The 20,754-nt window shown below is 72.5% G+C and carries 17 protein-coding genes; 9 read left to right on the top strand and 8 right to left on the bottom strand.

The window, feature by feature from the left end; translation table 11 throughout:
* Positions 1 to 47: 47 nt before the first annotated feature.
* The 3 genes from QQG74_RS14555 (at position 48) to QQG74_RS14565 (ending at position 3,596) form a co-directional block, all read left to right on the top strand.
* On the top strand, positions 48 to 371 hold the full coding sequence (locus tag QQG74_RS14555; RefSeq protein WP_341720818.1) for a plasmid stabilization protein: 324 nt from the start codon (positions 48 to 50) through the stop codon (positions 369 to 371).
* Between the two features lie 139 nt (positions 372 to 510).
* Complete coding sequence (locus QQG74_RS14560) at positions 511 to 867, top strand: MmcQ/YjbR family DNA-binding protein (protein ID WP_341720819.1); 357 nt, start codon at positions 511 to 513, stop codon at positions 865 to 867.
* Between the two features lie 119 nt (positions 868 to 986).
* Positions 987 to 3,596: an alkaline phosphatase family protein gene (locus tag QQG74_RS14565; RefSeq protein WP_341720820.1), complete on the top strand. Its 2,610-nt coding sequence runs from the start codon at positions 987 to 989 to the stop codon at positions 3,594 to 3,596.
* On the opposite strand, the gene QQG74_RS14570 is transcribed toward QQG74_RS14565, so the two are convergent.
* The 3 genes from QQG74_RS14570 to QQG74_RS14580 form a co-directional block, all read right to left on the bottom strand.
* Positions 3,535 to 4,110: a VTT domain-containing protein gene (locus QQG74_RS14570; RefSeq protein WP_341720821.1), complete on the bottom strand. Its 576-nt coding sequence runs from the start codon at positions 4,108 to 4,110 to the stop codon at positions 3,535 to 3,537. The genes QQG74_RS14565 and QQG74_RS14570 overlap by 62 nt on opposite strands.
* Entirely contained in the window at positions 4,107 to 4,865 is a 759-nt protein-coding gene (locus tag QQG74_RS14575; RefSeq protein ID WP_341720822.1) for an MBL fold metallo-hydrolase, read from the bottom strand. Before QQG74_RS14575 ends, QQG74_RS14570 begins: the two co-directional genes overlap by 4 nt.
* Before the next feature lie 300 nt (positions 4,866 to 5,165).
* Positions 5,166 to 5,540 carry an MmcQ/YjbR family DNA-binding protein gene (locus QQG74_RS14580; protein WP_341720823.1) on the bottom strand — a complete coding sequence of 125 codons (375 nt, stop codon included), beginning with the start codon at positions 5,538 to 5,540 and terminating at the stop codon, positions 5,166 to 5,168.
* Positions 5,541 to 5,745: 205 nt separating this feature from the next.
* On the opposite strand from QQG74_RS14580, the gene QQG74_RS14585 reads away from it, so the two are divergent.
* Both QQG74_RS14585 and QQG74_RS14590 read left to right on the top strand, forming a co-directional pair.
* Positions 5,746 to 7,599, top strand: coding sequence for an ABC transporter ATP-binding protein (locus QQG74_RS14585; protein ID WP_341720824.1), 1,854 nt, complete (start codon positions 5,746 to 5,748; stop codon positions 7,597 to 7,599).
* Entirely contained in the window at positions 7,596 to 9,383 is a 1,788-nt protein-coding gene (locus QQG74_RS14590; RefSeq protein WP_341720825.1) for an ABC transporter ATP-binding protein, read from the top strand. The genes QQG74_RS14585 and QQG74_RS14590 overlap by 4 nt, the downstream gene beginning before the upstream one ends.
* A 60-nt stretch (positions 9,384 to 9,443) precedes the next feature.
* Here QQG74_RS14590 and QQG74_RS14595 read toward each other — a convergent pair whose 3' ends face one another.
* A complete protein-coding gene (locus QQG74_RS14595; protein ID WP_341720826.1) occupies positions 9,444 to 10,772 on the bottom strand; it encodes a glycosyltransferase in 1,329 nt (442 codons plus the stop codon).
* A 79-nt stretch (positions 10,773 to 10,851) separates the two neighbouring features.
* On the opposite strand from QQG74_RS14595, the gene QQG74_RS14600 reads away from it, so the two are divergent.
* A complete protein-coding gene (locus QQG74_RS14600) occupies positions 10,852 to 12,141 on the top strand; it encodes a condensation domain-containing protein (protein ID WP_341720827.1) in 1,290 nt (429 codons plus the stop codon).
* Positions 12,138 to 13,778, top strand: coding sequence for an AMP-binding protein (locus QQG74_RS14605; RefSeq protein ID WP_341720828.1), 1,641 nt, complete (start codon positions 12,138 to 12,140; stop codon positions 13,776 to 13,778). The genes QQG74_RS14600 and QQG74_RS14605 overlap by 4 nt, the downstream gene beginning before the upstream one ends.
* A 51-nt stretch (positions 13,779 to 13,829) precedes the next feature.
* Here the strand turns inward: QQG74_RS14605 and QQG74_RS14610 are convergent, their stop codons facing one another.
* The 3 genes from QQG74_RS14610 to QQG74_RS14620 are packed head-to-tail and all read right to left on the bottom strand — an operon-like array spanning position 13,830 to position 17,215.
* On the bottom strand, positions 13,830 to 15,101 hold the full coding sequence (locus QQG74_RS14610; RefSeq protein WP_341720829.1) for a condensation domain-containing protein: 1,272 nt from the start codon (positions 15,099 to 15,101) through the stop codon (positions 13,830 to 13,832).
* Between the two features lie 3 nt (positions 15,102 to 15,104).
* Positions 15,105 to 16,046, bottom strand: coding sequence for an acyl-CoA dehydrogenase family protein (locus tag QQG74_RS14615; RefSeq protein ID WP_341720830.1), 942 nt, complete (start codon positions 16,044 to 16,046; stop codon positions 15,105 to 15,107).
* 17 nt (positions 16,047 to 16,063) lie between these two features.
* Positions 16,064 to 17,215 carry an acyl-CoA dehydrogenase family protein gene (locus QQG74_RS14620; protein WP_341720831.1) on the bottom strand — a complete coding sequence of 384 codons (1,152 nt, stop codon included), beginning with the start codon at positions 17,213 to 17,215 and terminating at the stop codon, positions 16,064 to 16,066.
* A 116-nt stretch (positions 17,216 to 17,331) separates the two neighbouring features.
* On the opposite strand from QQG74_RS14620, the gene QQG74_RS14625 reads away from it, so the two are divergent.
* Positions 17,332 to 18,429: an LLM class flavin-dependent oxidoreductase gene (locus QQG74_RS14625; protein WP_341720832.1), complete on the top strand. Its 1,098-nt coding sequence runs from the start codon at positions 17,332 to 17,334 to the stop codon at positions 18,427 to 18,429.
* Entirely contained in the window at positions 18,422 to 19,543 is a 1,122-nt protein-coding gene (locus tag QQG74_RS14630) for a methyltransferase (protein ID WP_341720833.1), read from the top strand. The genes QQG74_RS14625 and QQG74_RS14630 overlap by 8 nt, the downstream gene beginning before the upstream one ends.
* Here the strand turns inward: QQG74_RS14630 and QQG74_RS14635 are convergent.
* A complete protein-coding gene (locus tag QQG74_RS14635) occupies positions 19,540 to 20,688 on the bottom strand; it encodes an acyl-CoA dehydrogenase family protein (protein ID WP_341720834.1) in 1,149 nt (382 codons plus the stop codon). The genes QQG74_RS14630 and QQG74_RS14635 overlap by 4 nt on opposite strands.
* Positions 20,689 to 20,754 lie beyond the last annotated feature (66 nt).

The raw sequence follows: 20,754 nt of genomic DNA on the forward strand, positions 1-20,754 counted from the left end.
CCGGGGTGACGGTCTCGTCCCCGTCCCACGTCACCGGGAGGTAACCGATGCCGGCAGGATCCAGCCCCAAGCGGGAACGGCAGTACGAACACATCAAGGCGAGTGCCAAGAAGCGTGGCGTCAGCAACAGCCGAGCCGAGGAGATCGCCGCCCGTACGGTGAACAAGGAGCGGGCCCGTTCCGGCGAGGCACGTACCGCGAGCCGGTCCTCGCTGCGCGACGTCTCCTCCGGGCACCGGGGCGGCAAGCGGTCATCCAGCGGTGCCCAGGGGCGTACCAAGGAACAGCTGTACAACGAGGCGAAGAAGCGCAATATCAAGGGCCGATCGTCGATGTCGAAGGCCGAGTTGGAGAAGGCGCTGTCGCGCTGACCGGGCGCTCCGCACGGCGGCCCAGGCGTTCCCGGGTCGCCGGCCGGCGCGTGCCGGTGGGATGCCCGCCGGCACGGTGATGTCCCACCCGGCCACTAGCCTGACGGCATGCAACAGGCTGTGTCCCGTGGGAGCCGCGATGGCTGACGCCGACGACGTCCGTCGCCTGGCTCTGGCGCTGCCCCACGTGGTGGAGATCGACAGCGACGGCTTCGACTTCCGGGTCGCCGACAAGGGCTTCGTCTGGTCCTATCCCGAACGCCAGCCCGGCCGGCCGCGGGTCATCCGCACCGACATCGCGGTGCTGTATGTCGGCGACGAGGCCGAGAAGCAGGCGCTGCTGCTGGGCGAGCCGGACACGTTCTTCACCACGCCCGGCTACGACGGGCTGCCTCTGGTCATGCTGCGGCTCGCGCAGGTGGACGTCGACCGGCTTGAAGAGTTGGTGACGGACGCCTGGCGGATGCGGGTTCCCGAGTCCATCGTCGGCCGGTGACCGGGCTCGCACCGTTCGGTGCCCGGGAGCCGGTCCGGTAGCACATCGCGCAGGTGAGCCGGGCTGGCCGAAGATCACCCTTCGCGATCTTGCGGGCGTGGGTGTGGCATGGTGGCGGGATGGTACCGCCGGAGGACAGCAAGGCCCGACCGCTGCCCGAGCCGGTCCGGGTCGGCCTGCGGGTTCTGCGCGGCTACCGGCCGACCATAGCCCGGCTACGGACGCTGGTCCGCAGCATGGTGACGTCCTTCGTGGTGCTCAGCGCGACGTTCTGGTTGCTGCCCGGAGTCACCACCACCAGCCTGGTCGGGCTGTTGTGGCTGGTCGTCCTGGTCAGCGCGGTCGGTGCGGTGCTGCGCCCGCTGCTGTTGGCGCTGGCCACCGCGCTCGGCGGGCTCGGTGCCCTGACCATCGGGGTGGGCGTACAGGCCGTGGTCATGTACGTGGCGCTGCGGCTGGCTCCCGAGGCACAGGTGGCCGGGTTCGGCGTCGCGTTCGCCGCCGCCTGGCTCGCCGTGGCGCTGGCCGCGATCGTCAACTGGCTCGCCGATGCCGGCACCGACGACACCTTCGTCAGCGAGACCCTGCGGCTGATGAGTCGGGTCCGGCGCGCCACGGGTCGCCGCCGACGCCCGCTGCGGCGGGCCCGCCGCAGCGGCGACCCGACGACGGTCGACCCGCCGAGAGGTGACCCGGCGGCCGGGCCGACGCCCGACGGATTGCTGATCATCCAGCTCGACGGCGTTGCCACGCCGGTCGTGCAGTGGGCGGTGCGCGCCGGCAACCTGCCCACCATCGGCCGGTGGCTGCGATCCGGCACCCATCGGATGACCCGTTGGCACACCGGACTGCCGGCCACCACCCCGGCCGCCCAGGCGGGACTGCTGCACGGCGAGACCCGTCAGGTGCCGGCCTACCGCTGGTACGAGAAGGCCACCGACGGTGGTGGCGGCGGCCGGCTCGTGGTGAGCAGTCGGCCCCGCGACGCCGCCGAGGTCGAACGGCGCATCTCCACCGGAGCGGGGCTGCTGCGCGACGGCGGAGTCAGCATCAGTACGGCCTTCTCCGGTGACGCCCCCACCAACCTGCTCACGGTCAGCCGGGCCGGGCTTCCCGGGCGCTCCACGCCGGGCTACGCGGCCTTCATGACCAGCCCGTACGGCTTCGCCCGTACCGTGGTGCTCGGCGCCGGGCTGGTGCTCCGCGAACTGCACGAGGCCCGGCGTCGGCGGGTGCGCGGGGTCCAACCCCGGGCCGATCGTGGCGGTACCTACCTGGCCCTGCGCCCGCTGGCCAGCCTGCTCAACGACCTGAGCGTGTCGCTCATCGCCGAGCAGATGGCCCGTGGCGCACCGGTGATCTTCTGTGACTTCGTCGACTACGACGAGGTGGCGCACCACGCCGGGCCGGCGCGCCCGGAGGCGATGGCCGCGCTGGAAGCGCTCGACCACACCCTCGGCATCCTGCAACGGCTGGCCGCCGAGGCAACACGGCGCTACCACCTCGTGGTGCTCAGTGACCACGGGCAGAGCCAGGGCGCCACGTTCCGCCAACGGTACGGCGAGTCGCTTGCCCAACTGGTCGACCGGCTGGTCGTACCGCAGGTCGCCGTACCCGAAGGTGCTCCGGACGGCCGGGACGAGGCGTGGGGTCGGGTCGACGCGCTGCTCACCGAGGTGGCCGGTCAGCACGGGGTGACCGCCGTGGCGACCCGGGTGAGCTCCGGCCTGGTGCGCAGCCAGGCCGGTGCCCGGTCGCGGGCGGAGCGGGACCGCAAGGTTGGCGTCCGGTGGCCGGTGGAGCGGGAGCGGAAGGCTGGCGTCCAGCCACCGGCCGAGCCGGACCGGGAGGGTGGCGTGCAGTCGCCGGTGGGCCGGGACGGGGAGGTTGGCGTCCGGTCGTCGGTGGGCCGGGATGGGGAGGTTGGCGTCCGGTCGTCGGTTGAGCGGGAGCGGAAGGTTGGCGTCCGGTCACCGGCCGAGCCGGACCGGGAGGCGCCGGTGGGCCGGGCCGAACCGGAGACCGTGGTGGTGGCCTCCGGAAACCTGGCGATGATCTACTTCACCCGGCATCCGGGGCGGCTCACCCGGCAGCGGGTGGAGGCCGTTGCCCCGGGGCTGATCGACGGGCTGGCGGGGCATCCCGGCATCGGGCTGGTCGTGGTCGACTCGGACGACGGTCCGGTGGCGATCGGCTCCGGCGGCAGTCACCGGCTGCGCGATGGGCAGGTCGACGGCGTCGACCCGCTGGTGCCGTACGGGCCGCGGGCCCGGCGCGACCTGCTGTGCCACCAGGAGATGGCGCACGTCGGCGATCTGGTGCTGATCAGCGCGGTGGACCCCGGCCTGGAGGAGGTGAGTGCCTTCGAGGAACTGATCGGCAGTCACGGCGGACTTGGCGGCTGGCAGAACGACGCGCTGCTCATCCATCCCGCCGAATTGCCGCAGCAGGGCGAACTCGTCGGCCCGGAAGCCGTACACCGGCAGTTGCTCGACTGGTTGCGCCGGCTGGGCCTACGCCGGCCAGACGGTGACCCGATGGCCGGTGGCCCGGTGGCGGGTGGTGCGGTGGCGGGTGGTGCGGTGGCGGGTGGTGCGGCGGCCGGGCGGGCGGAGCCGGGTGCCGGTACCCGTGAACGTCCGGGGCCGGGCGAGCGTCCCAGCACGGTCACGCCGGTGGATGAGCCGGCACCGGCCGGCGTCGTCCCAGCCAGTTCAACCCCTGGCTGATCAACACCACCAGCAGGACGGCGGCCACCACGCTCTGCCAGGGCTCCGGGAAAACGGCCCGGCCGAGCACCCCGATCGCGGCGTAGACGGCCGACCAGAGCAGGCTGGCCGGCAGGTTGACGACGGCGAAGCGCTGCCAGGTGAGCCCGGCCACCGCCGCGGCCAACAGCACCGGCAACCGGCCGCCCGGGATGAGCCGGGACACCAGGAACACCGAGATCGGCCCCTCGCGTACCCGTGCCGAGACCCGGTCGAGCCGATGCGGCTCGCGCAGCCAGCGCAACCGTCGGGCGACCCGCTCCCCACCCCAGCCGAGCACCAGATAGACCACCAGGTCACCGAGGTACGCGCCGAGGGCCCCGGCGAGCACGACCAGGAGCACGGTGGCCGGGTCCTGGTGGGCGGCGAGGGCGGCGGCTCCGCTCACCGCCGCGCCGGTCGGCACCACCGGGGCGACCGCGCCGACCAGCACCACCAGGGCGAGCCACGCCAGCGCGCCGAGCGTCGCCGTCACGGCGCCGTCGTGCAGGACGCGCCCGGGCGCAGCACACGCACCCGGGTGCCGGGGGAGATCAGCCCGGCCTGCCGGGCGAAGTCGTCACCCGGTTGAAAGAACCGGTCCGGTCGGATGCGGTCACAACCGACCGGCCAGAACGTGCCGTAGTGGATGGGCACCGCGCAACTGGCTGCGGCGCGTCGGACCGCCTCGGCCGCCCCGGCCGGATCGAGGTGACCGGGACCAAGGGTCGGGCCCCAACCGCCAACCGGAATCAGCGCCAGGTCGACGGGCCCGAGCTTGGTCATCTCGTCGAAGAGAGCGGTGTCCCCGGCGAACCAGGTGCGGGCCGCGCCGTCGATCAGGTAACCGATGGCGGGCGCCTCGTGCCGGGACCACGGCCCGCGGCCGGCCGGGTGGGCGGCGGGCACCGCCGTGACGGTGACCGGGCCCACCGTGGTCCGGTCGCCGGGTGCCAACTCCGTGCACCGGCCCGCGACCTCGCCGAGCGCCCGACGGATCAGCCGGGCAGCGCCTGCCGGCACCACAAGCGTGGTGTCCGCGGGCAGCCGGCGCAGCGATGCGAAATCCAGGTGGTCGGCGTGCAGGTGGGAAATGAGCACCGCGTCCGGAGCGGCGGCGAGGCGTGGCGTGGGCCCGCGCCGTCGCCGGAGGTGGGCCAGCCGGTCACGCAGCAGCGGGTCGGTAAGCAGCCGGGTGCCGGAATCTTCGATCCACACGGTGCTGTGACCGTGCCAGGTCACGTCGATCACACTGCCACCCAAACTGCCGCTGCCACACCTGCCACCGTATCCGGCGGGCCCGACCATGATCCGCCGAGGTCACCTGCTGCGCCGACGCCCGAGGACGACCGCGCCGAGGCGTACGCCGAGGGCGACCGCGCTGGTGTGCGCCCCTGGCGACCGCGCCGAGGTACATGCCGATGGTGACCGCGCCGGTGTGCGCCGCTGGCGATCGCGCCGAGGGTGAGCGGTGATCAGCAGCCGGCGCGGGGTACGTCGCAGCCGACGAGCAGGCGGTGTTAAAAAGGGGCCCTTCCTCTACCGCAGGCGTTAGGAAGGGGCCCTTCCTTTCACCCGGGCGATGAGGGTTTTAGGGGCGACGGCCAGGTAGCCGTCCTGGAGGATCTCGGCGAGTTCGGTCTCGTCGATGCCGGTGTCGAGGCGTACGCCGACCCAGCCGCGATGGCCCACGTAGGGCGGGCGGAAGTAGGTCTCCGGGTTGGCGGCGATCAGTTCGACGGCCGAGCCGGGCGGTGCGGCGCACCAGAGGTGGGGAAAGTCGTCCTGGTGGTGCCCGTCGGGCCAGACGTACGCGAAGGACTTCTTGTCTCGGACGAACCAGGCCGGGGTGCCGTGACTCAGGCGCTCGCTGACCTCGGGCAGGCCCAGGCACACCCGGCGGATCGTGGCCACCGTGTCGGTCATCGCCTCACCGTACGGCATGCCGTTGTCGGTCCGACGCGCCACGCGCGGAACGGCTTGTCTTGACATGCAAATTTCTCGATGGAAGCGTGTGTTCTCCGTGGGTCGCATCGATGCGGCCCACGCGATCTACGGGTGACCTGGACGGCAGCGACGGCGATACCGGCAGCAACCGGTTTCGGCACCGAGTACCTGTGGGAGCGACGGTATGAGTCTCATCGGAATCCGCAACCGGATCATGTTGCTCGGCACGCTCCGGGACGCGGGCGGTCGTCTGGTCGGCGGGCTCGCGCTGCTCCAGGTGATCGGCAATCTCGGTCCGGCGGTGACCGCGGCGGCGGTCGCGTTGCTGGTGAGTCGGGTGTCCGCTGCGGACGGCCCGGCCGGTTTGCTGAGCGCGGTGCAAGTACCGCTGGTGATCTTCGGGCTGGCGCTGGTCGCGGCCCACGTCATGGAGGCGGTGACGGAACCGCTGACCTACCTGGCCATCTCGCGGATCAACGGGCGGCACCGGGCGCGGATCATCCGGCTCACCTCCCGTGGCTCCACCGTCGGCGGGCTGGAGAGCCCCGAGGTGCAGCGGTTGATCTACGAGGCGAAGGCCGACCCGGACAACTGGACCCAACGTACGCCGGGCGACGGGGCGGTCTCCCAGTTGAACCTGATCGCCGCCGTGATCGGACTGGCCGGCTCGTGCATCGTGCTGGCCCGCTTCGCCTGGTGGCTGATCCCGCTGGTGGCGATCCCGGCGCTGGTCTACCGGATCATGGACCGGAACCGCCTCGTCGGCTGGTACGAGAAGTGGCAGGAGAACATGGACGAGGGGCGCCGTGCCGAGAAGTGGCAGGCGGCCGTCGTCTCACCGAGCGAGGGCAAGGACACCCGGATCTTCGGCTTCGGCAACTGGGTGGTCGACCGGCTGCAACTGCACATCCGCCGGATGTACGTGCCGGTGTGGAAGGCCGGCGAGCGTTACATCCTTCAACAGTGGAGCAAGTTCCCGCTGGTCGCGGTGCCGCTGGCGATCGCGTTCGGCGCGGTCGCGTACAGCGCGGGACAGGGGCTGACCTCGATCGCGGTGGCCACCGCGGTGTTCAGCGCCGGCTGGGGGATCTACCAGGTCTTCGCGCACAACGACGCCCGCGACCCGGTGGGCGCGATCGCCTGCCTGCGGGCGTACGCGGAACTGGAACGGCTGCTCGACGCGGAGACGGAGCCGGCCGCCCCGGTGGAGAAGGCGGAACTGCCGGCCACCGGTGGGCCGCCGATGGTGCGCTTCGAGAATGTGTCGTTCACCTATCCGCGTACCGAGCGACGCATCCTCGATCAGATCGACCTGGAGATACGCCCTGGTGAACTGCTGGGTGTGGTCGGCCTGAACGGTGCCGGCAAGACCACCCTGATCAAGCTGCTGGCCGGGCTGTACCACCCGACCGGGGGTCGGATCACCGTGGACGGGATCGATCTCGCCCGGCTCGACGTCACCGCGTGGCGTACCCGGCTGTCGATCGTGTTCCAGGACTTCATCCACTACGAACTCTCCGTCGCCGACAACGTCATGCTGGGGCACGCCAGCGCGCCACGCAGCCAGGAGGCGCTGGCCAACGCGGCCACCAGCGCCGGGCTGGGCGGCGTGCTCGACGACCTGCCGGCCCGCTGGGACACGCCGCTGTCCCGGTCCCGCACCGGCGGGGTGGACCTCTCCGGCGGGCAGTGGCAGCAGGTCGCCCTGGCCCGCGCCCTTTACGGGATGCAGACCGGTGCCGACATCCTGGTCCTCGACGAGCCCACCGCCCACCTCGACGTCCGCACCGAGTTCGGGGTCTTCGACCGGCTCATCGCCGAGCGCGGCGACGCAAGCGTCATCCTCATCTCGCACCGGCTCTCCACCGTCCGGCGAGCCGACCGCATCGTGATGCTGGACGGCGGCCGGGTTGCCGAGTCCGGCACCCACGAGGAGTTGATGGCGTTCGGCGGCGCGTACGCCCGGATGTTCAAGATCCAAGCCGAGCGGTTCCAGCAGGGCTATGACGACCGGATCGAGGAAGGCGAACTGCTGTGATTCGATACATCAAGCTCTGGATCGAGCTGCTCGGCGTCTCGTGGCGGCGGTTCCCCGGCCAGACCGGGGCGATGTTCCTGGTCAAGCTGCTGGCCGCCGGTGCGGTGTCGGCGACCGCCGTCGCCCTGAAGCACGCGACCGACTCGGCGTTGCAGGGTGACGCCCAGGGTGCGCTTGTCGCCGCGGCCATCGCCGCGTTGACCTACGGGCTGGTCGGCTACCTCGAAGGGGTCGACACGTACCTGCACTTCCTGCTGGTGGAGAAGGTCGCCCTGATCGACCTCCAGATGGAGATCGACCGGAGCATCGCCACCATGGAGGGGCTCGACCATCTGGAGCGGACGGACTACCTCGACCGGGTCACGGTGGTGCGCAACGCACCGTGGGGCATCATGTTCGGGCTCTGGGTCGCGGTCGACACGGTCTTCAACATCCTGCAACTGGTCATCATGCTCGCCGTGCTCGGCTCGGTCAGCCCCTGGCTGATGCTGTTGCTGCTCTTCGCGGGGGTGCCGCTCTGGTTCGAGCGGCGCGGCCTGACGCTTGTCAACGACGCCGAGACCGAGACCGCCGAGCTGTTCCGGGTGCAGCGCCACCTTTTCGACCTGGCCACCGACGCGGCGACCAGCAAGGAGGTACGGGTCGCCGGCGCGGGCGAGGAGTGCACCCGGATCCAGTCCCGGGCCTGGGACGAGATGGTCGAGGGACGCTACCGGGCCCGGGTCCGCTCCGCGTTCTGGCAGGTCACCGGCTGGATCATCTTCACCGCCGGCTTCACCGGCGGCATCGGGCTCGTGGTCTACCAGGCCGCCAACGGCACCGGCACGATCGGCGACATCATCCTGACCATCACGGTGGCGGTGAACCTGCGCGCGGCGGTGCAGAACACGGTGGCGCGTACGGCGGAGACGGCCGGGGCCGGCATGCTGATCGACCCGTTCCTCTGGCTGCGCGACTACACGGCAGCCGACCGGGCCCGCGCCAAGGGCGTGCTGCCGCCGCCGGAGACGCTGCGCGAGGGGCTGCGGCTCGACCACGTCAGCTACACCTACCCGGGCACCACCTCGCCGGCTCTGGACGACGTGACGGTCTCCTTCCCGGCCGGTTCCGTGGTCGCCATCGTCGGCGAGTACGGGTCGGGCAAGACGACGCTTGTCAAGCTGCTCAGCAAGTTCTACCTGCCGGACCAGGGCCAGATCTCGGTCGACGGCACCCCGTTGGTGGACATCAACACCGAGGCGTGGCGGGCCCGGTCCAGCGCCGCGTTCCAGGACTTCGGCCGGTTCCAGACGGTCTTCGCCGAAACGGTGGGTCTCGGCGACCTGGACCGGATCGAGGACCGCGAGCGGATCAGTTGGGCGCTCGCCTTCGCCGACGCGCAGAGCCTGGTCGACCGCCTGCCCGACGGCCTGGACACCCAGCTCGGCCGCTCGCTGGGCGGGGTCGACCTGTCGGAAGGGCAGTGGCAGAAGACCGCCCTCGCCCGCTCCGCGATGCGCGAGGCGCCGCTGCTCTTCATTCTCGACGAACCGACCGCGTCGCTTGATGCGCCGAGCGAGAACGCGATCTTCCGCCGGTACATGCAGCGGGCCCGTGACCTGGCCGCGCGGACCGGTGCGGTCACCGTGGTGGTCTCGCACCGCTTCTCCACCGTGGCGGGTGCCGACCTGATCCTGGTGTTGGACCAGGGCCGGGTGATCGAGTCCGGTACGCACGAGGAGCTTCTCGACGCCGGTGGCCGCTACGCCGAGGTCTACAACATGCAGGCAGCCGCGTCGATGTGAGTGCACCGTTGTGGATCCTGGTCCGAGCAGGCCCTTCCGAGGGCGGTTTCGGACCAGGATCTACTCGGGTGGCGCGACCAGGTGCGCGCCCACCCGGGCCGCCTCGGCGGTGATGCGGTCCTGCCACAGCGGCCAGACGCCGCGCATCCGGGAGGAGACGACGACCAGGTCCAGGCTGTCGTCGGGGCACGGGAGGCGCAGCCCGAGGCCGTGCACCGGAAGGTCGAGCGACCCCCGGACGGCGCGGGCCGCCAGCTCCGGCGCGAAGTCGACCAGGATCGCGGGCGGCAGCTCCGGCGGCACCCGTTCACCGCACCCGATCACGCACACCCGTGGCCGGCCCGGGTCTGCCGCCGACGGGCGTGTCGAGCCGCCGGCCGCCGCTCGGAGCTGCGCCGAGCCGCCGGCCGCTGGCCCTGCCGCGTACGCCGCGTACGTCGCCGCCAGTTCGTCGGCCACGTCGGTGTCGGTGACCTGCGCCCGCCAGGCGGTGAAGGCCGCGAACTCCTCCTCGTAGCGGCGCAGCAGGTTGCGGGCCCGGATGCTCGCGTACAGCTCGACGTCGGGCCCGGGATGCCGGTCGGCGAAGACGATCAGGTTGCCGTTGACGCTGGCCGCCATGGCGCTCAGATCCGGTCGGGACGGCCACTCGATGCCCCACGCCGCGCGGCTCATCACGATGGGGCAGCCGTGCCGGAACAGTCGGTAGCCCAGCTCGATGTCCTCGTAGCCCCAGCCCCGGAACGCCTCGCTGAAGCCGCCCACCGCGCGGAAGTCGGCGGTGCGGACGGAGACGTTGAGGGTCCAGAAGAGGATCCAGGGCGCGGCCAGCCGGGACAGGTCGTAGTCGAGCGCGACGAGTTCGTCGTGGCGCATGTCGAGCCCGCGCGGGCCGTCCCCGATCTTGGCGGCCACCAGCTCCGGCGGTTCGGCGCGCAGCAGCTCCGCCAGCCCTCGGAACGGCCGGAACTTCACCGTGCCGTAGGCGTAGCCGAGCACCGCGACGCCAGGACCACCGGGCCGGACCGGGTGCGCCCGGTGCGCCGCGCGGTGGCTGGCGACCAGCTCCGGTCCGGCGACCATCCCGCAGTCCAGGAAGAGCAGCAGTTCGCTGGCGGCGCTGGCGGCACCGACATTGCGTACCCGGGAGACGCAGTAGCCGTGGGCGGCGATGTCGGCGAGGTCGCGTTCGAGGAACTCGTACCGGATCGTGAGTCGGTCGCCGAACTCGTCGACGACCGCGTCGGTGCCGTCGGTCGATCCGTCGTCGACCACGATCACCTCGAACGTTCCCGTCGGCACGGACTGCCGCGCCAGCGACGTGAGTGTCGCGCGCAACTGGTCGGCCCGGTTGTACGTGGGGATGATGACGGACACCTCGACCGCCACTGCGCCTCCTCGGCCTCGCCAGGGGGAGCCAGCCTAGCATTCGATTGACGACCGTCAGTGCGGATCATATCGTGGCGGGGTGGGAACCCGAGAGGTGCCAGCCTCGGTCGGCCAACGCCTGCTCTGGCTGATGGACCACTACCGGGGCGCCGGTGGCGGGTTGACCGAGCCGCTCGTCTGGCGGCTGCGCGGCCCGCTCGACCTCGCCGCTCTGCGCCGCGGGTTGGACCTGCTCAGCGCCCGGCACGAGGCGCTGCGCACCACGTACGCGCTGCGCCGGTCACGGCTGACCCAGCTGATCCACGAGCCCCGGCCGGTGCGCCTCGAAATCGTCGACCTGCGCGGTGCGGCGGCACCGGAACAGCGGCTCACCGCCGAGGTGGAGGCGGAACTGTCGCGCGGCGTCGACCCGACGCACTGGCCACTGCGGGCCCTGCTCTGGCAGCTCGCCGACGACGATCACCTGCTCTGCGTCAACCTGCACCATCTCGCGGTCGACTACCGGTCCAACCGGATCATCACCGAGGACCTCACCCGCCTCTACAACGCCCAGTTCGGCACCGAGCCCGAGCTGCCCCCGGTACGCCGGCAGTACGCCGACTGGTCGGCCGGGCAGGCGCGGGCGCTGCGCGGGTCCGCGCTGCGGGAACTGACCGGGTACTGGACCGCCACGCTGGACGGTGCGCGGTTCCTGCCGGTACGCCCGGCAGCCGGTGACGCCGGGGTGCGGATGGACGAGCCCCGGGAGGCGCACATCCAGGGGGCGCGGCTGGCCAACCTGCGGGCCGTCGCCCGTGAACGCGGCCTGCCGATGCTGCCGGTGGCCCTCGCCGTCTTCTTCGCCTCGGTGCACCGGCTCACCGGGATGACCGACCTGACCATCGGCACGCTCGTCGATGTGCGGGGTGCGCCCGAGTACGCCGACACCGTCGGCTTCTTCGAGAACCTCGTGCTGGTCCGCGTCCAGGCCGGCGACACGTTCGCCGAGACGGTGCAACGCTGCGGCGTGGCCGTCGCCGGGGCGCTGGCGCACGCGGCGCTGCCGTTCCACATGCTGCCCCCGGCGACCACCGGTGCCGCCCGGGAGGCAGGCGGCGGTCGCGCCGACGACGTCGTGGTCAACCTCATCGACGCCTGGGACGCCCGGCTCGGTCTGGACCGGCTGGACGCGCAGCTGATGCCGTTGGGGTTCGGCCACAGCAGCGGGCGCTTCGGCGTCCGGGTGGTGATGATGGAATATTCCGAAGGGTTGGTGATCTCGGTGACCCATGGCCTGGATGGTCCCGCTCCGTCCTGGGTGGACGGACTGCTACCGGCCATCGAGGAGCTGCTGGCCGAGCCGCTCACCGCTGCGGCGGTGCTGCCGTGACCCAGGTGGGCGAGCCGGCCGACGTACTGACCGGCGTGGTGCCGTTCCCGGCCGAGGCTGCCGCCGCGTACCGGGCGGCCGGCTACTGGACCGGCGAGCCGCTGGGCACCATCCTCGACCGGTGGGTGGCCACCGACCCGGACCGGGTCGCGGTGGTGGCCGGGCCACAACGGATCACCTACGGGCAGCTCGACCGGCGGGCCACCGAGTTCGCCGCCGGCCTCCAGACGCTGGGCCTGCGGGCCGGTGACCGGGCCGTGGTGCAGCTACCCAACCTGCCCGACCTGCTGGTCACGCTGATCGCGATGTTCCGCGTCGGCGTACTGCCGGTTCTCGCCCTGCCGGCTCACCGTCGCAACGAGATCGGCTACCTCTGCGCCCATTCCCAGGCGCGGGCGTACGTCGTGGTGGACGCGGCACCGCGCTTCGACTACCGCGAACTGGCGGCCCAGGTACGCGCGGAGCACCCCACGATCGAACACGTGATCGTCGCCGGGGACCCGGGCGGCTTCCGGTCGATCGACGAGGTGGTCGCGCTCGGTGCCGGACGGCAGGTCGTACCGCCCGAGCAGCCCGTGCCGGTCGCCTTCTTCCTGCTCTCCGGCGGCACCACCGGCCTGCCCAAGTTGATTCCCCGCACCCACGACGACTACCGCTACCAGTTGCGGGAGACCGCCGCCGCGATGGGCTTCGACCAGAGTGGCGTCTACCTGGCCGCGCTGCCGGCCGCGCACAACGCCGCACTCGGCTGTCCGGGGGTGCTCGGCGCGCTGCTGGCCGGTGGTCGGGTGGTGCTCGCGGCCAGCCCCAGCCCGGACGAGGTGGGGCCGCTGATCGCCGCCGAACGGGTCACCCTGACCACGTTGATGCCTTCGTTCCTCACTCTCTGGGCGGACCTTGCCGACCTGTTCGACACCGACCTGTCCGGCCTGACCATCGAGGTCGGCGGTGCCCGGCTCAGCCCAGAGGACGCGCTAAGTGCCGAGCGGGCGCTGGGCGCCACCGTCAGCCGCTGGTTCGGGATGGCCGAGGGCGTGTTGTCCTTCACCCGCGCCGACGACCCGGACGACGTACGGCTCGGCACCGAGGGCCGACCGATGTCGCCGGCCGACGAGATGATGATCGTCTCCGTCGACACCGACCAGCCGCTGCCGTCCGGCGAGACCGGCGCGCTGCTGGTGCGTGGCCCCTGCACGCTGCGCGGCTACTACGACGCGGCCGACTACAACGCCCGCAGCTTCACCACCGACGGCTTCCTGCGCACCGGCGACCTGGCCCGGTTCACCCCGGCCGGACACCTGGTCATCGCCGGCCGGATCAAGGACATCGTCAACCGGGCCGGCGAGAAGGTCCCGGTCGAGGAGGTCGAGGGCTTCCTCGTCCGGCACCCGGCCGTCGCCGACGTCGCCGTCGTCGCGCTGCCCGACCACGCCCTCGGCGAGCGGACCTGCGCTGTCGTCGTACCCCGTGGCCCGGCACCGACCCTGCCCGACCTGCGGACCTTCCTCGCCGCCCACGACCTGGCCGACTACAAGTTCCCCGACCAGATCGTCATCGTCGACGCGCTACCCCGCACCAGCCTCGGCAAGCCCGACAAGGTCACCCTCACCACCCAACTAGCCACCAGTCCCCGTTGATCATGAGGTTGGCGGCACTTTGAAGATCAACAACTGCCGCCAACCTCATGATCAACCAGTTGGGGTGTCGGGGGTGGCGGTGAGGGAGTCGACAAGGGTGGCGTAGCGGGTGGTGAACGCCTGGGCGGAGGCGGGGCCGAACTGGTCGGTGTGGTGGTAGAGCAGGACCCGGGTGCCGCCGTCGACCGGGGCGAGGACGAGTTCCAGCCGGAACCGGCTACCGATCTCCTCGGGCAGGACCAGCTCGAAGTCGATGCCGCCCGCGTGGGCCCGCTGGTGGGGGTCGGGCATCATCTGGAACACCAGGTCGTCCACGCGCCCGCCGGCCGGGGTGAGCGCCGCGGTCGGCAGCAGTTGCAGCGGCAACTCCTGGTGGGCGAAGGCGCCGGACACGGTGGTGTGGGTGCGGGCCACCAGGTCGGCGAAGGTGCCGCGTACCTCGGTGCGCAGCAGCGCCATGGTGGCGAGAAAGCCGACCACGCCCTGCGTCCGCCGGTCCAGCCGGTTCGCGAACAGCGTCGCGACCACCACATCATGTTTGCCGGTGTACGCCGCGAGCTGCGCGTAGTAGACCGCCAGGAAGACCACGAACGGGGTGGTACGCAGCCGCTGCGCGAGCGCGGCGACCCGGGCGGTGATCTCGGCGGAGAGGTCGGCGCTGGCCAGGCCCGGCCGGGCGGCCTCGGGCGGGTCGGCGTCGGGCGCGGCCGGCAGGGTGAGGATGCGTGCCCCGTCGAGCCGCCGCCGCCAGTAGTCGCGTTGCCGGTCGAACCGTTGCCGCTCCGGCCCGCTGCCGCTGGTCCCGGCGGTCTGCCGGTCCACGATGTCCTGGAAGGTGAGGTCGAGCTGCGGCAGCGGGCGGTCCGCGTACAGCTCGCGCAGCTCGGCGTAGAGCACCCCGCAGGACCAGGCGTCGGTGATCAGGTGGTGCAGGTTGAGGCAGAGCACGTGCTCGGTCGCCGAGACGCGCCACAGCACGGCACGCCGGGTCTGCACCGCCGGGTCGAGCGGCCGGGCCAGCTCGGCGGCGAGGGCGGCGGGCAGCGCCTCCGGGCCGGCCAGCGCCACCACCGGCAGGTCGACGCCCTCGGGTTCGCCGACCACCTGGGTCAGTCGGTGGCCGCGCCCGGTGAAGGTGGTACGCAGTGAGTCGTGCCGGGCGACAAGCGCCGCGAGTGCGGCCCGGAGCCGGTCGTGGTCGAGTGGGCCGCTGAGGCGGCAGATCAACGGGCAGCTCAGCGTGGCGCCACGGTGGTGGCCGATCATCCAGAGCAGACGTTGCCCGATCGAGGCGGGCAGCTGCCGGGCGCCAAGGGTCGCCATGGCTCAACCGGCCAGCAGTTCGGCGACGAGGAGGTCCCGATGGTGCGCGGCCGGCTCGTGGGCGTCGGCGATCCAGCGGGCCCGCCGGTAGTGCCGGTTGACCGGCCCGTCCCAGGTGAAGCCGTACGCCCCGTGGGTCTGGATGGCGGCCTCGCCGGCCCGGATCGCGGCGCGCTCGGCGGCGACGACCGCCGCCGACGCGGATGCCGGGCCGGCGTCGTCCGCGTCCAGGGCCCACGCCGCCCGGTAGACCAGCGAACGGGCCAGCTCGATCGAGGCGTACGCGTCGACCAGCCGGTGCGACACCGCCTGGAAGCTGCCGATCGGGCGACCGAACTGGACCCGCTCGCGGGCGTACCCGGCGGCGTCGGTCACCATCGTCTGGGCGATCCCGACCGCCTGGGCCGCGAGCTGCACCCAGGAGTGTTCCCGCGACCGGGCGGCGTCCGGGTAATCCAGGATCCGCTCGGCGGGCGCGTCGGTAAGCGTGTAGCGGGCGTACCCGAATTCGGTGTCGATGCTGGCGGTGACCTCGGCCGGCGTCACCTCGGTGAGTTCGTAGACCCCGGCGGCCGGCCCGTCGTCGATGCTCACCAGCAGCGACGTCATGCCCTCGACGTAGGGCACGCGGTGCGCGGTGCCGCTGACCCGGCCGTCGGTCACGGTCAGCCGGCACCGATCCGGCCGGGCGTGGGTCGTCGGCGCGGTGGGGGACCGACCGGCCCGCCGGTACGCCGGCAGCGCGTACGCCTGGGTGAGCAACACCGCCCCGAACCCGGTGGCGGCGGCGCAGCTCTCGCCGATCAGGGCGGTTTCCAGGGCCGGCAGCTCCGGATCGAACCAGCCGAGCTCGACCAGCTCGGGCCAGCCCGGCGGGGTGCCGGCGGCCACCTTCACCGCGACGTCGCGCAGCGCCTGCTGTTCGGTGGTGAGCGTGAAATCCATGCTGGCCCCGATCCTCGTCACCGGCTGCGGGGCAGGGCGAGGATCCGTTCGGCGACGATGTCGCGCAGGATCTCCGAGCTGCCGCCCTCGATGCTGTTCGCGCGGCTGCGCAGCTGTTCGCGTTCCCAGTGCGACCGCCAGCGCTCGGCGGCCGGGTGGTCGGCGGCGTCCCGGAGCACGTCCAGGGCCAGCCCGGTGAGCCGCTGGTTCGCCTCCGACCAGCGGAGCTTGAGGACTGTGGATTCCGGCCCGGGGGAGTGCCCGTCGCCGAGTGCCCGGATGCTGGTCCAGCGCAGGCCCTGCGCCTCGACGTGCAGCGTGGCGAGCCGGTCGCGGACGACCGGATCACGGTCGAGCCCGGCGTCGCGGATCGTCGCGGCGAGCAGGCGCAGCTGTCGTTCCAACCGGGCGGTCAGGGTGAACCCGAAGGTGCCCCGCTCGTGGGCGAGGGTGGTCATCGCCACCGACCAACCGTTGCCGGCACCGCCGAGCACCCGGGTCGCCGGCACCCGGACCTGGTCGAGGATGATCTCGCCGAAACCGGGCTCGCCGGTGAGTTGACGTTGCGGGCGGACCGTCACCCCCGGGGTCCGCAGGTCGAGCAGGAAGCAGGTGAGCCCCCGGTGTCGGCTGCTGTCCGGCGCGCTGCGGGCGAGCAGCAGGCACTCGTCGGCCACCGTGGCGTACGACGACCAGACCTTCTGCCCGTCGAGGACGAACTCGTCGCCGTCGGGCGTGGCCCGGGTCGCCATCGCGGCGAGATCGGAACCGGCGCCCGGCTCGGAGAAACCCTGGCACATCAGCGTCTCGCCGGTCAGGATCCGGGGCAGGTACGCGTGCTGTTGATCCGGGGTGCCGACCGCGATGAGGGTCGGCCCGACCATGCCGAGACCGATCACGTTCACGTGCTCCCCGGCGCCGGCCCGGGCCGTCTCCTCCAGGTAGATGGCCTGGTAGCCGAGGGTGAGCCCCTGCCCGCCGTGCTCGCGCGGCCAGGTCAACCCGGCGTACCCGGCCTCGTACAGGGCGTGCGCCCACCGCCGCGCGGTGTCGATGTCGGTGGTCTGCGGGACGAGCGGTTCGTTGTCCCGGGCCGGCACGGTCGAGGCCAGCCAGTCGCGCAACCGGTGCCGGAACCGGGCTTCCTCCGGCGTGTCCCGTAGCTGCATGCAGTCTCCACGGTCGTCGTCAGGCGTGATCCAGTCTCGCCAAGAGAACCATGCCAGTCAATGCCGCCGGATGGACGTCGACTTGACAACATCGTTTTACGTCGATGAGATAAGGCGTGGCCGTGCACCTGCATTGGTTTCTGCCGTCCCACAGTGACGGCCGGGCCATCGCCCGGGTCGAGGGGGAGATCGCCCAGGGCAGTGCGCTGGGTGCCCGCCGGGATCCCGACCTCGGCTACCTCACGCAGGTGGCCCAGGCCGCCGATCGGCTCGGCTTCGAGAGCGTGCTGGTGCCGTTCGGGCTGTTCTGCGAGGACCCGTGGCTGGTGACCGCCGCGCTGGCCCAGCAGACCCGGCGGCTCAAGTTCATGATCGCGCTACGGCCGGGGCTGATCTCCCCGACCCTGGTCGCGCAGCTCTGCGCCAGCACCCAACGCCTGACCGGCAACCGGCTGCTACTAAACGTCGTCACCGGCGGCGACAGCGACGAGCAGCGACGCTACGGCGACTGGGCCGATCACGGCAGCCGCTACGAGCGGACCGGCGAGCTGTTGACCATCCTGAACGGCACCTGGGACGGCTGCGCGTTCGACTTCGAGGGGGAGCACTACCGGGTGAAGGCGGCACGGGTGATGCGGCCCAGCCCTCGCCCGGCGGTCTTCGTCGGCGGCTCCTCACCGGCCGCCCAACAGGTGGCCGCCCGACACGCCGACACCTACCTGGCCTGGGGCGAGACGCCCGAGCAACTGCGTGCGCTGGTGGCCGACTTCCGGGCCCGTACGGCGGCGTACGGCCGGACGGTGCCGGTCGGTACGCGGTTCCACGTGATCAGCCGGGACACCGCGGCGGAGGCGTGGGCGGTGGCCGAGCGGATGCTCGCCGGGATGGACCCCGCGATGGTCGCCGCCGCCCAGTCCCGCTTCGCGCTCAGCGAGTCCGAGGGACAGCGCCGGATGGCGGCGTTGCACGCGGCAAACCCGGGCCGGCTGGAGGTGGCACCCAACATCTGGGTCGGCTACAGCCTGCTGCGTCCCGGCGCCGGGGCGGCACTCGTCGGCAGCCACACCGAGGTCGCCGACCGGATCGAGGAGCTGCACGGGCTCGGCATCGACCACCTCATCCTCTCCGGCCAGCCACACCTGGAGGAGGCGTACTGGTTCGGTGAGGGCGTGCTGCCGATCCTCGCCGCCCGGGGCCTGCTGCCGGATGGCTGAGCCGGGCGGTGAGCGGCCGGTGCCGGCGGGTGGTGGGCGGCCGGCGGCGGCGGGTGGTGGGCGGCCGGCGGCGGCGGGTGGTGAGCGGCCGGTGCCGCCGGGTGGTGAGCGGTCCGGAGTGGTCGCCGACATCGAGCGGGTGCAGGAGATCGCCGACTACATCGCGCCGCTGGCGCTGCGGATCGCGTGCACCTACCGGGTGGCCGATTGCCTGATCGGCGGGCCGCGTCCGGTGGCCGAGATCGCCGCCGAGGTCGGGCTGCACGCCGAGACGCTGCGTCGACTGTTGCGGGTGCTGGCGATGCGGGGTGTGTTCACCGAGCCGGCGCCGGGGGTGTTCGCGCTGACCCCGCTGGCCCAACTGCTGCGCGGCGACCATCCGCTGTCGCTGCGCGACGCGTACCCGATGGTGGCGGCCGATCTGCACGCCTGGGCCGGGTTGGAGGAGACCGCCCGCACCGGCACGGCCGCGTTCCCGCGCGAGCACGGCGAGAGCTACTACGCCTACCTGGCCGGTCAGCCGGCGGTCAGCCGGCGGGTGGACGCCTCCGTCGAGGCGCAGAACCGCCTCGTGGTCCGTACCCTGATCCGGGCGTACGACTGGGCGAGCTGCGGCACGATCGTGGACCTCGGCGGCGGCACCGGCCTGTTCCTGGCCGCGCTGCTGGCCCGCTTCTCCCGGCTGCGCGGCATCCTGGTCGACCTGCCGCACGTGGCCGCCGCCGCGCCCCGGGTGCTCGCCGCGCGCGGGGTGTCCGATCGGGTCGTGGTGGTGGCCGGCGACTACTTCGCCACCATCCCGCCTGGCGAGGACACCTACCTGCTCAAGACCGTGCTGCACGACTGGACCGACGAGCACGCAGGGCGGCTGCTGCGAGCCGTCGCCATGGCGATGCGGCCGGACAGTCGGCTGCTGGTGCTGGAGGCGATTCTGCCCGACGGGGACGCCTATCACGTCGGCAAGCTGCTGGACCTGCACTCGCTGGTGCTGACCGGCGCACCCGACCGCTCCCGCGAGCAGCTCATCGAGCTGCTCCACCAGGCCGGCCTGGAGACCGTCTCGGTGACCCAGACCGCCACCCTCGCCGTCCTCGCCGCCCGCCGCGCGGTCTAGCGGAGGAGGATGCCGGGGTCGCCACCGGCGAGGGTGGCACCGACGGCGCGCAGGAAGGAGCGGCCGGCCATCACGTGCTGGGTGGCGGCCTGGATGTCCCGCAGGCGGGCGGAGAGCGGGTGGCTGGTGTGCACCGACGAGCCACCGGCCAACTCGTACGCCCGGCTGGTCGCCTGGGCGGCCAGCGTGACCACGGTGTGTGCGCCGGCCCGCAGGGCCGCCCGGGCCAGCGGGGCCGGCTCCCGGTCTGGGTGCCAGGCGGTGGCGACCTGGTGGGCCAGCAGCGCGCCGGCCGCCTCGCGCCACAGGTAGGCCTCACCGAGCCGGTCCTGGAAGACCGGGTCGTCGGCCAGGCGTACCCGCCCGAACGCCGGTCGCTTGCCGTCGTGGGCGAGCGCGGCGACGTCGGCGAGCGCGGCGCGGGCGATGCCGAGCGCGACCGCCGCCACGAAGAGTCCACCCTGGTCGCGGGCGGGTACCCGGTCCAGCACCGGATCCGGTCCGGCCGGCAGCGCGTCGAAGGAGGTGGTCCGGCTGGTCGGGCAGTCGGTCCGGATCACCCGTACGTCGTGGCTGGCGGTGCCGCGCAGGCCGACGGTGTGCCAGGTGTCGCGTACCTGCACGTCGCCGACGGGCAGCAGGACCAGGCGCAGGCGGGGTACCCCGTCGTCGTCGACGACCGGCCGGCCCCGCTGCACCACGATGCACTGGAGGTAGACCCAGTCGGCGGTGCTGACGCCGCTGAGAAACGGCCAGTCGCCGGTCACCCGCCAGTGCTCGTCGTACGCCTCGGCGCGTCCCTTCGGGGCGACCGCGCCGGCCACCACCACGTCCGGACCGGCCTGGTAGACCTCCGCGCACGCCTGCTCCGGGAAGTAGCGCAGCACCAGGTGGGCCAGGGTGGCCTGGGCCACGAACCAGCCGACCGAGCCGTTGGCGGCGGACACCTCCTCGATCACGTCAAGCGCCTCGGGCACCGTCAGGTCCGCGCCGCCGTACCGCTTCGGGGTGAGCATGCGCAGACAGCCGGCCTCGCGCAGCGCCGTGACCAGCGGCGTCGGCACGGACCGTTCGGCGTCCACGGTGCCGGCCGCCGCGGCGATCCGCGGTGCCAGCAGCCGTACCTGGTCGAGGAGGGACGTCACGGGCACCTCCGGCGCGGCGGTGGCGGCAATTGTTTCCGGACTCTAGACCGCGGCGGCGCGGATGAC

The organism is Micromonospora sp. FIMYZ51, assembly GCF_038246755.1.
GTDB lineage: Bacteria > Actinomycetota > Actinomycetes > Mycobacteriales > Micromonosporaceae > Micromonospora.

Coding starts and splice junctions, on each gene's coding strand:
- QQG74_RS14555 (WP_341720818.1), top strand. CDS start 48: ATGCCGGCAGGATCCAGCCCCAAGCGGGAACGGCAGTACGAACACATC.
- QQG74_RS14560 (WP_341720819.1), top strand. CDS start 511: ATGGCTGACGCCGACGACGTCCGTCGCCTGGCTCTGGCGCTGCCCCAC.
- QQG74_RS14565 (WP_341720820.1), top strand. CDS start 987: ATGGTACCGCCGGAGGACAGCAAGGCCCGACCGCTGCCCGAGCCGGTC.
- QQG74_RS14580 (WP_341720823.1), bottom strand. CDS start 5,540: ATGACCGACACGGTGGCCACGATCCGCCGGGTGTGCCTGGGCCTGCCC.
- QQG74_RS14585 (WP_341720824.1), top strand. CDS start 5,746: ATGAGTCTCATCGGAATCCGCAACCGGATCATGTTGCTCGGCACGCTC.
- QQG74_RS14610 (WP_341720829.1), bottom strand. CDS start 15,101: ATGGCGACCCTTGGCGCCCGGCAGCTGCCCGCCTCGATCGGGCAACGT.
- QQG74_RS14615 (WP_341720830.1), bottom strand. CDS start 16,046: ATGGATTTCACGCTCACCACCGAACAGCAGGCGCTGCGCGACGTCGCG.
- QQG74_RS14620 (WP_341720831.1), bottom strand. CDS start 17,215: ATGCAGCTACGGGACACGCCGGAGGAAGCCCGGTTCCGGCACCGGTTG.
- QQG74_RS14630 (WP_341720833.1), top strand. CDS start 18,422: ATGGCTGAGCCGGGCGGTGAGCGGCCGGTGCCGGCGGGTGGTGGGCGG.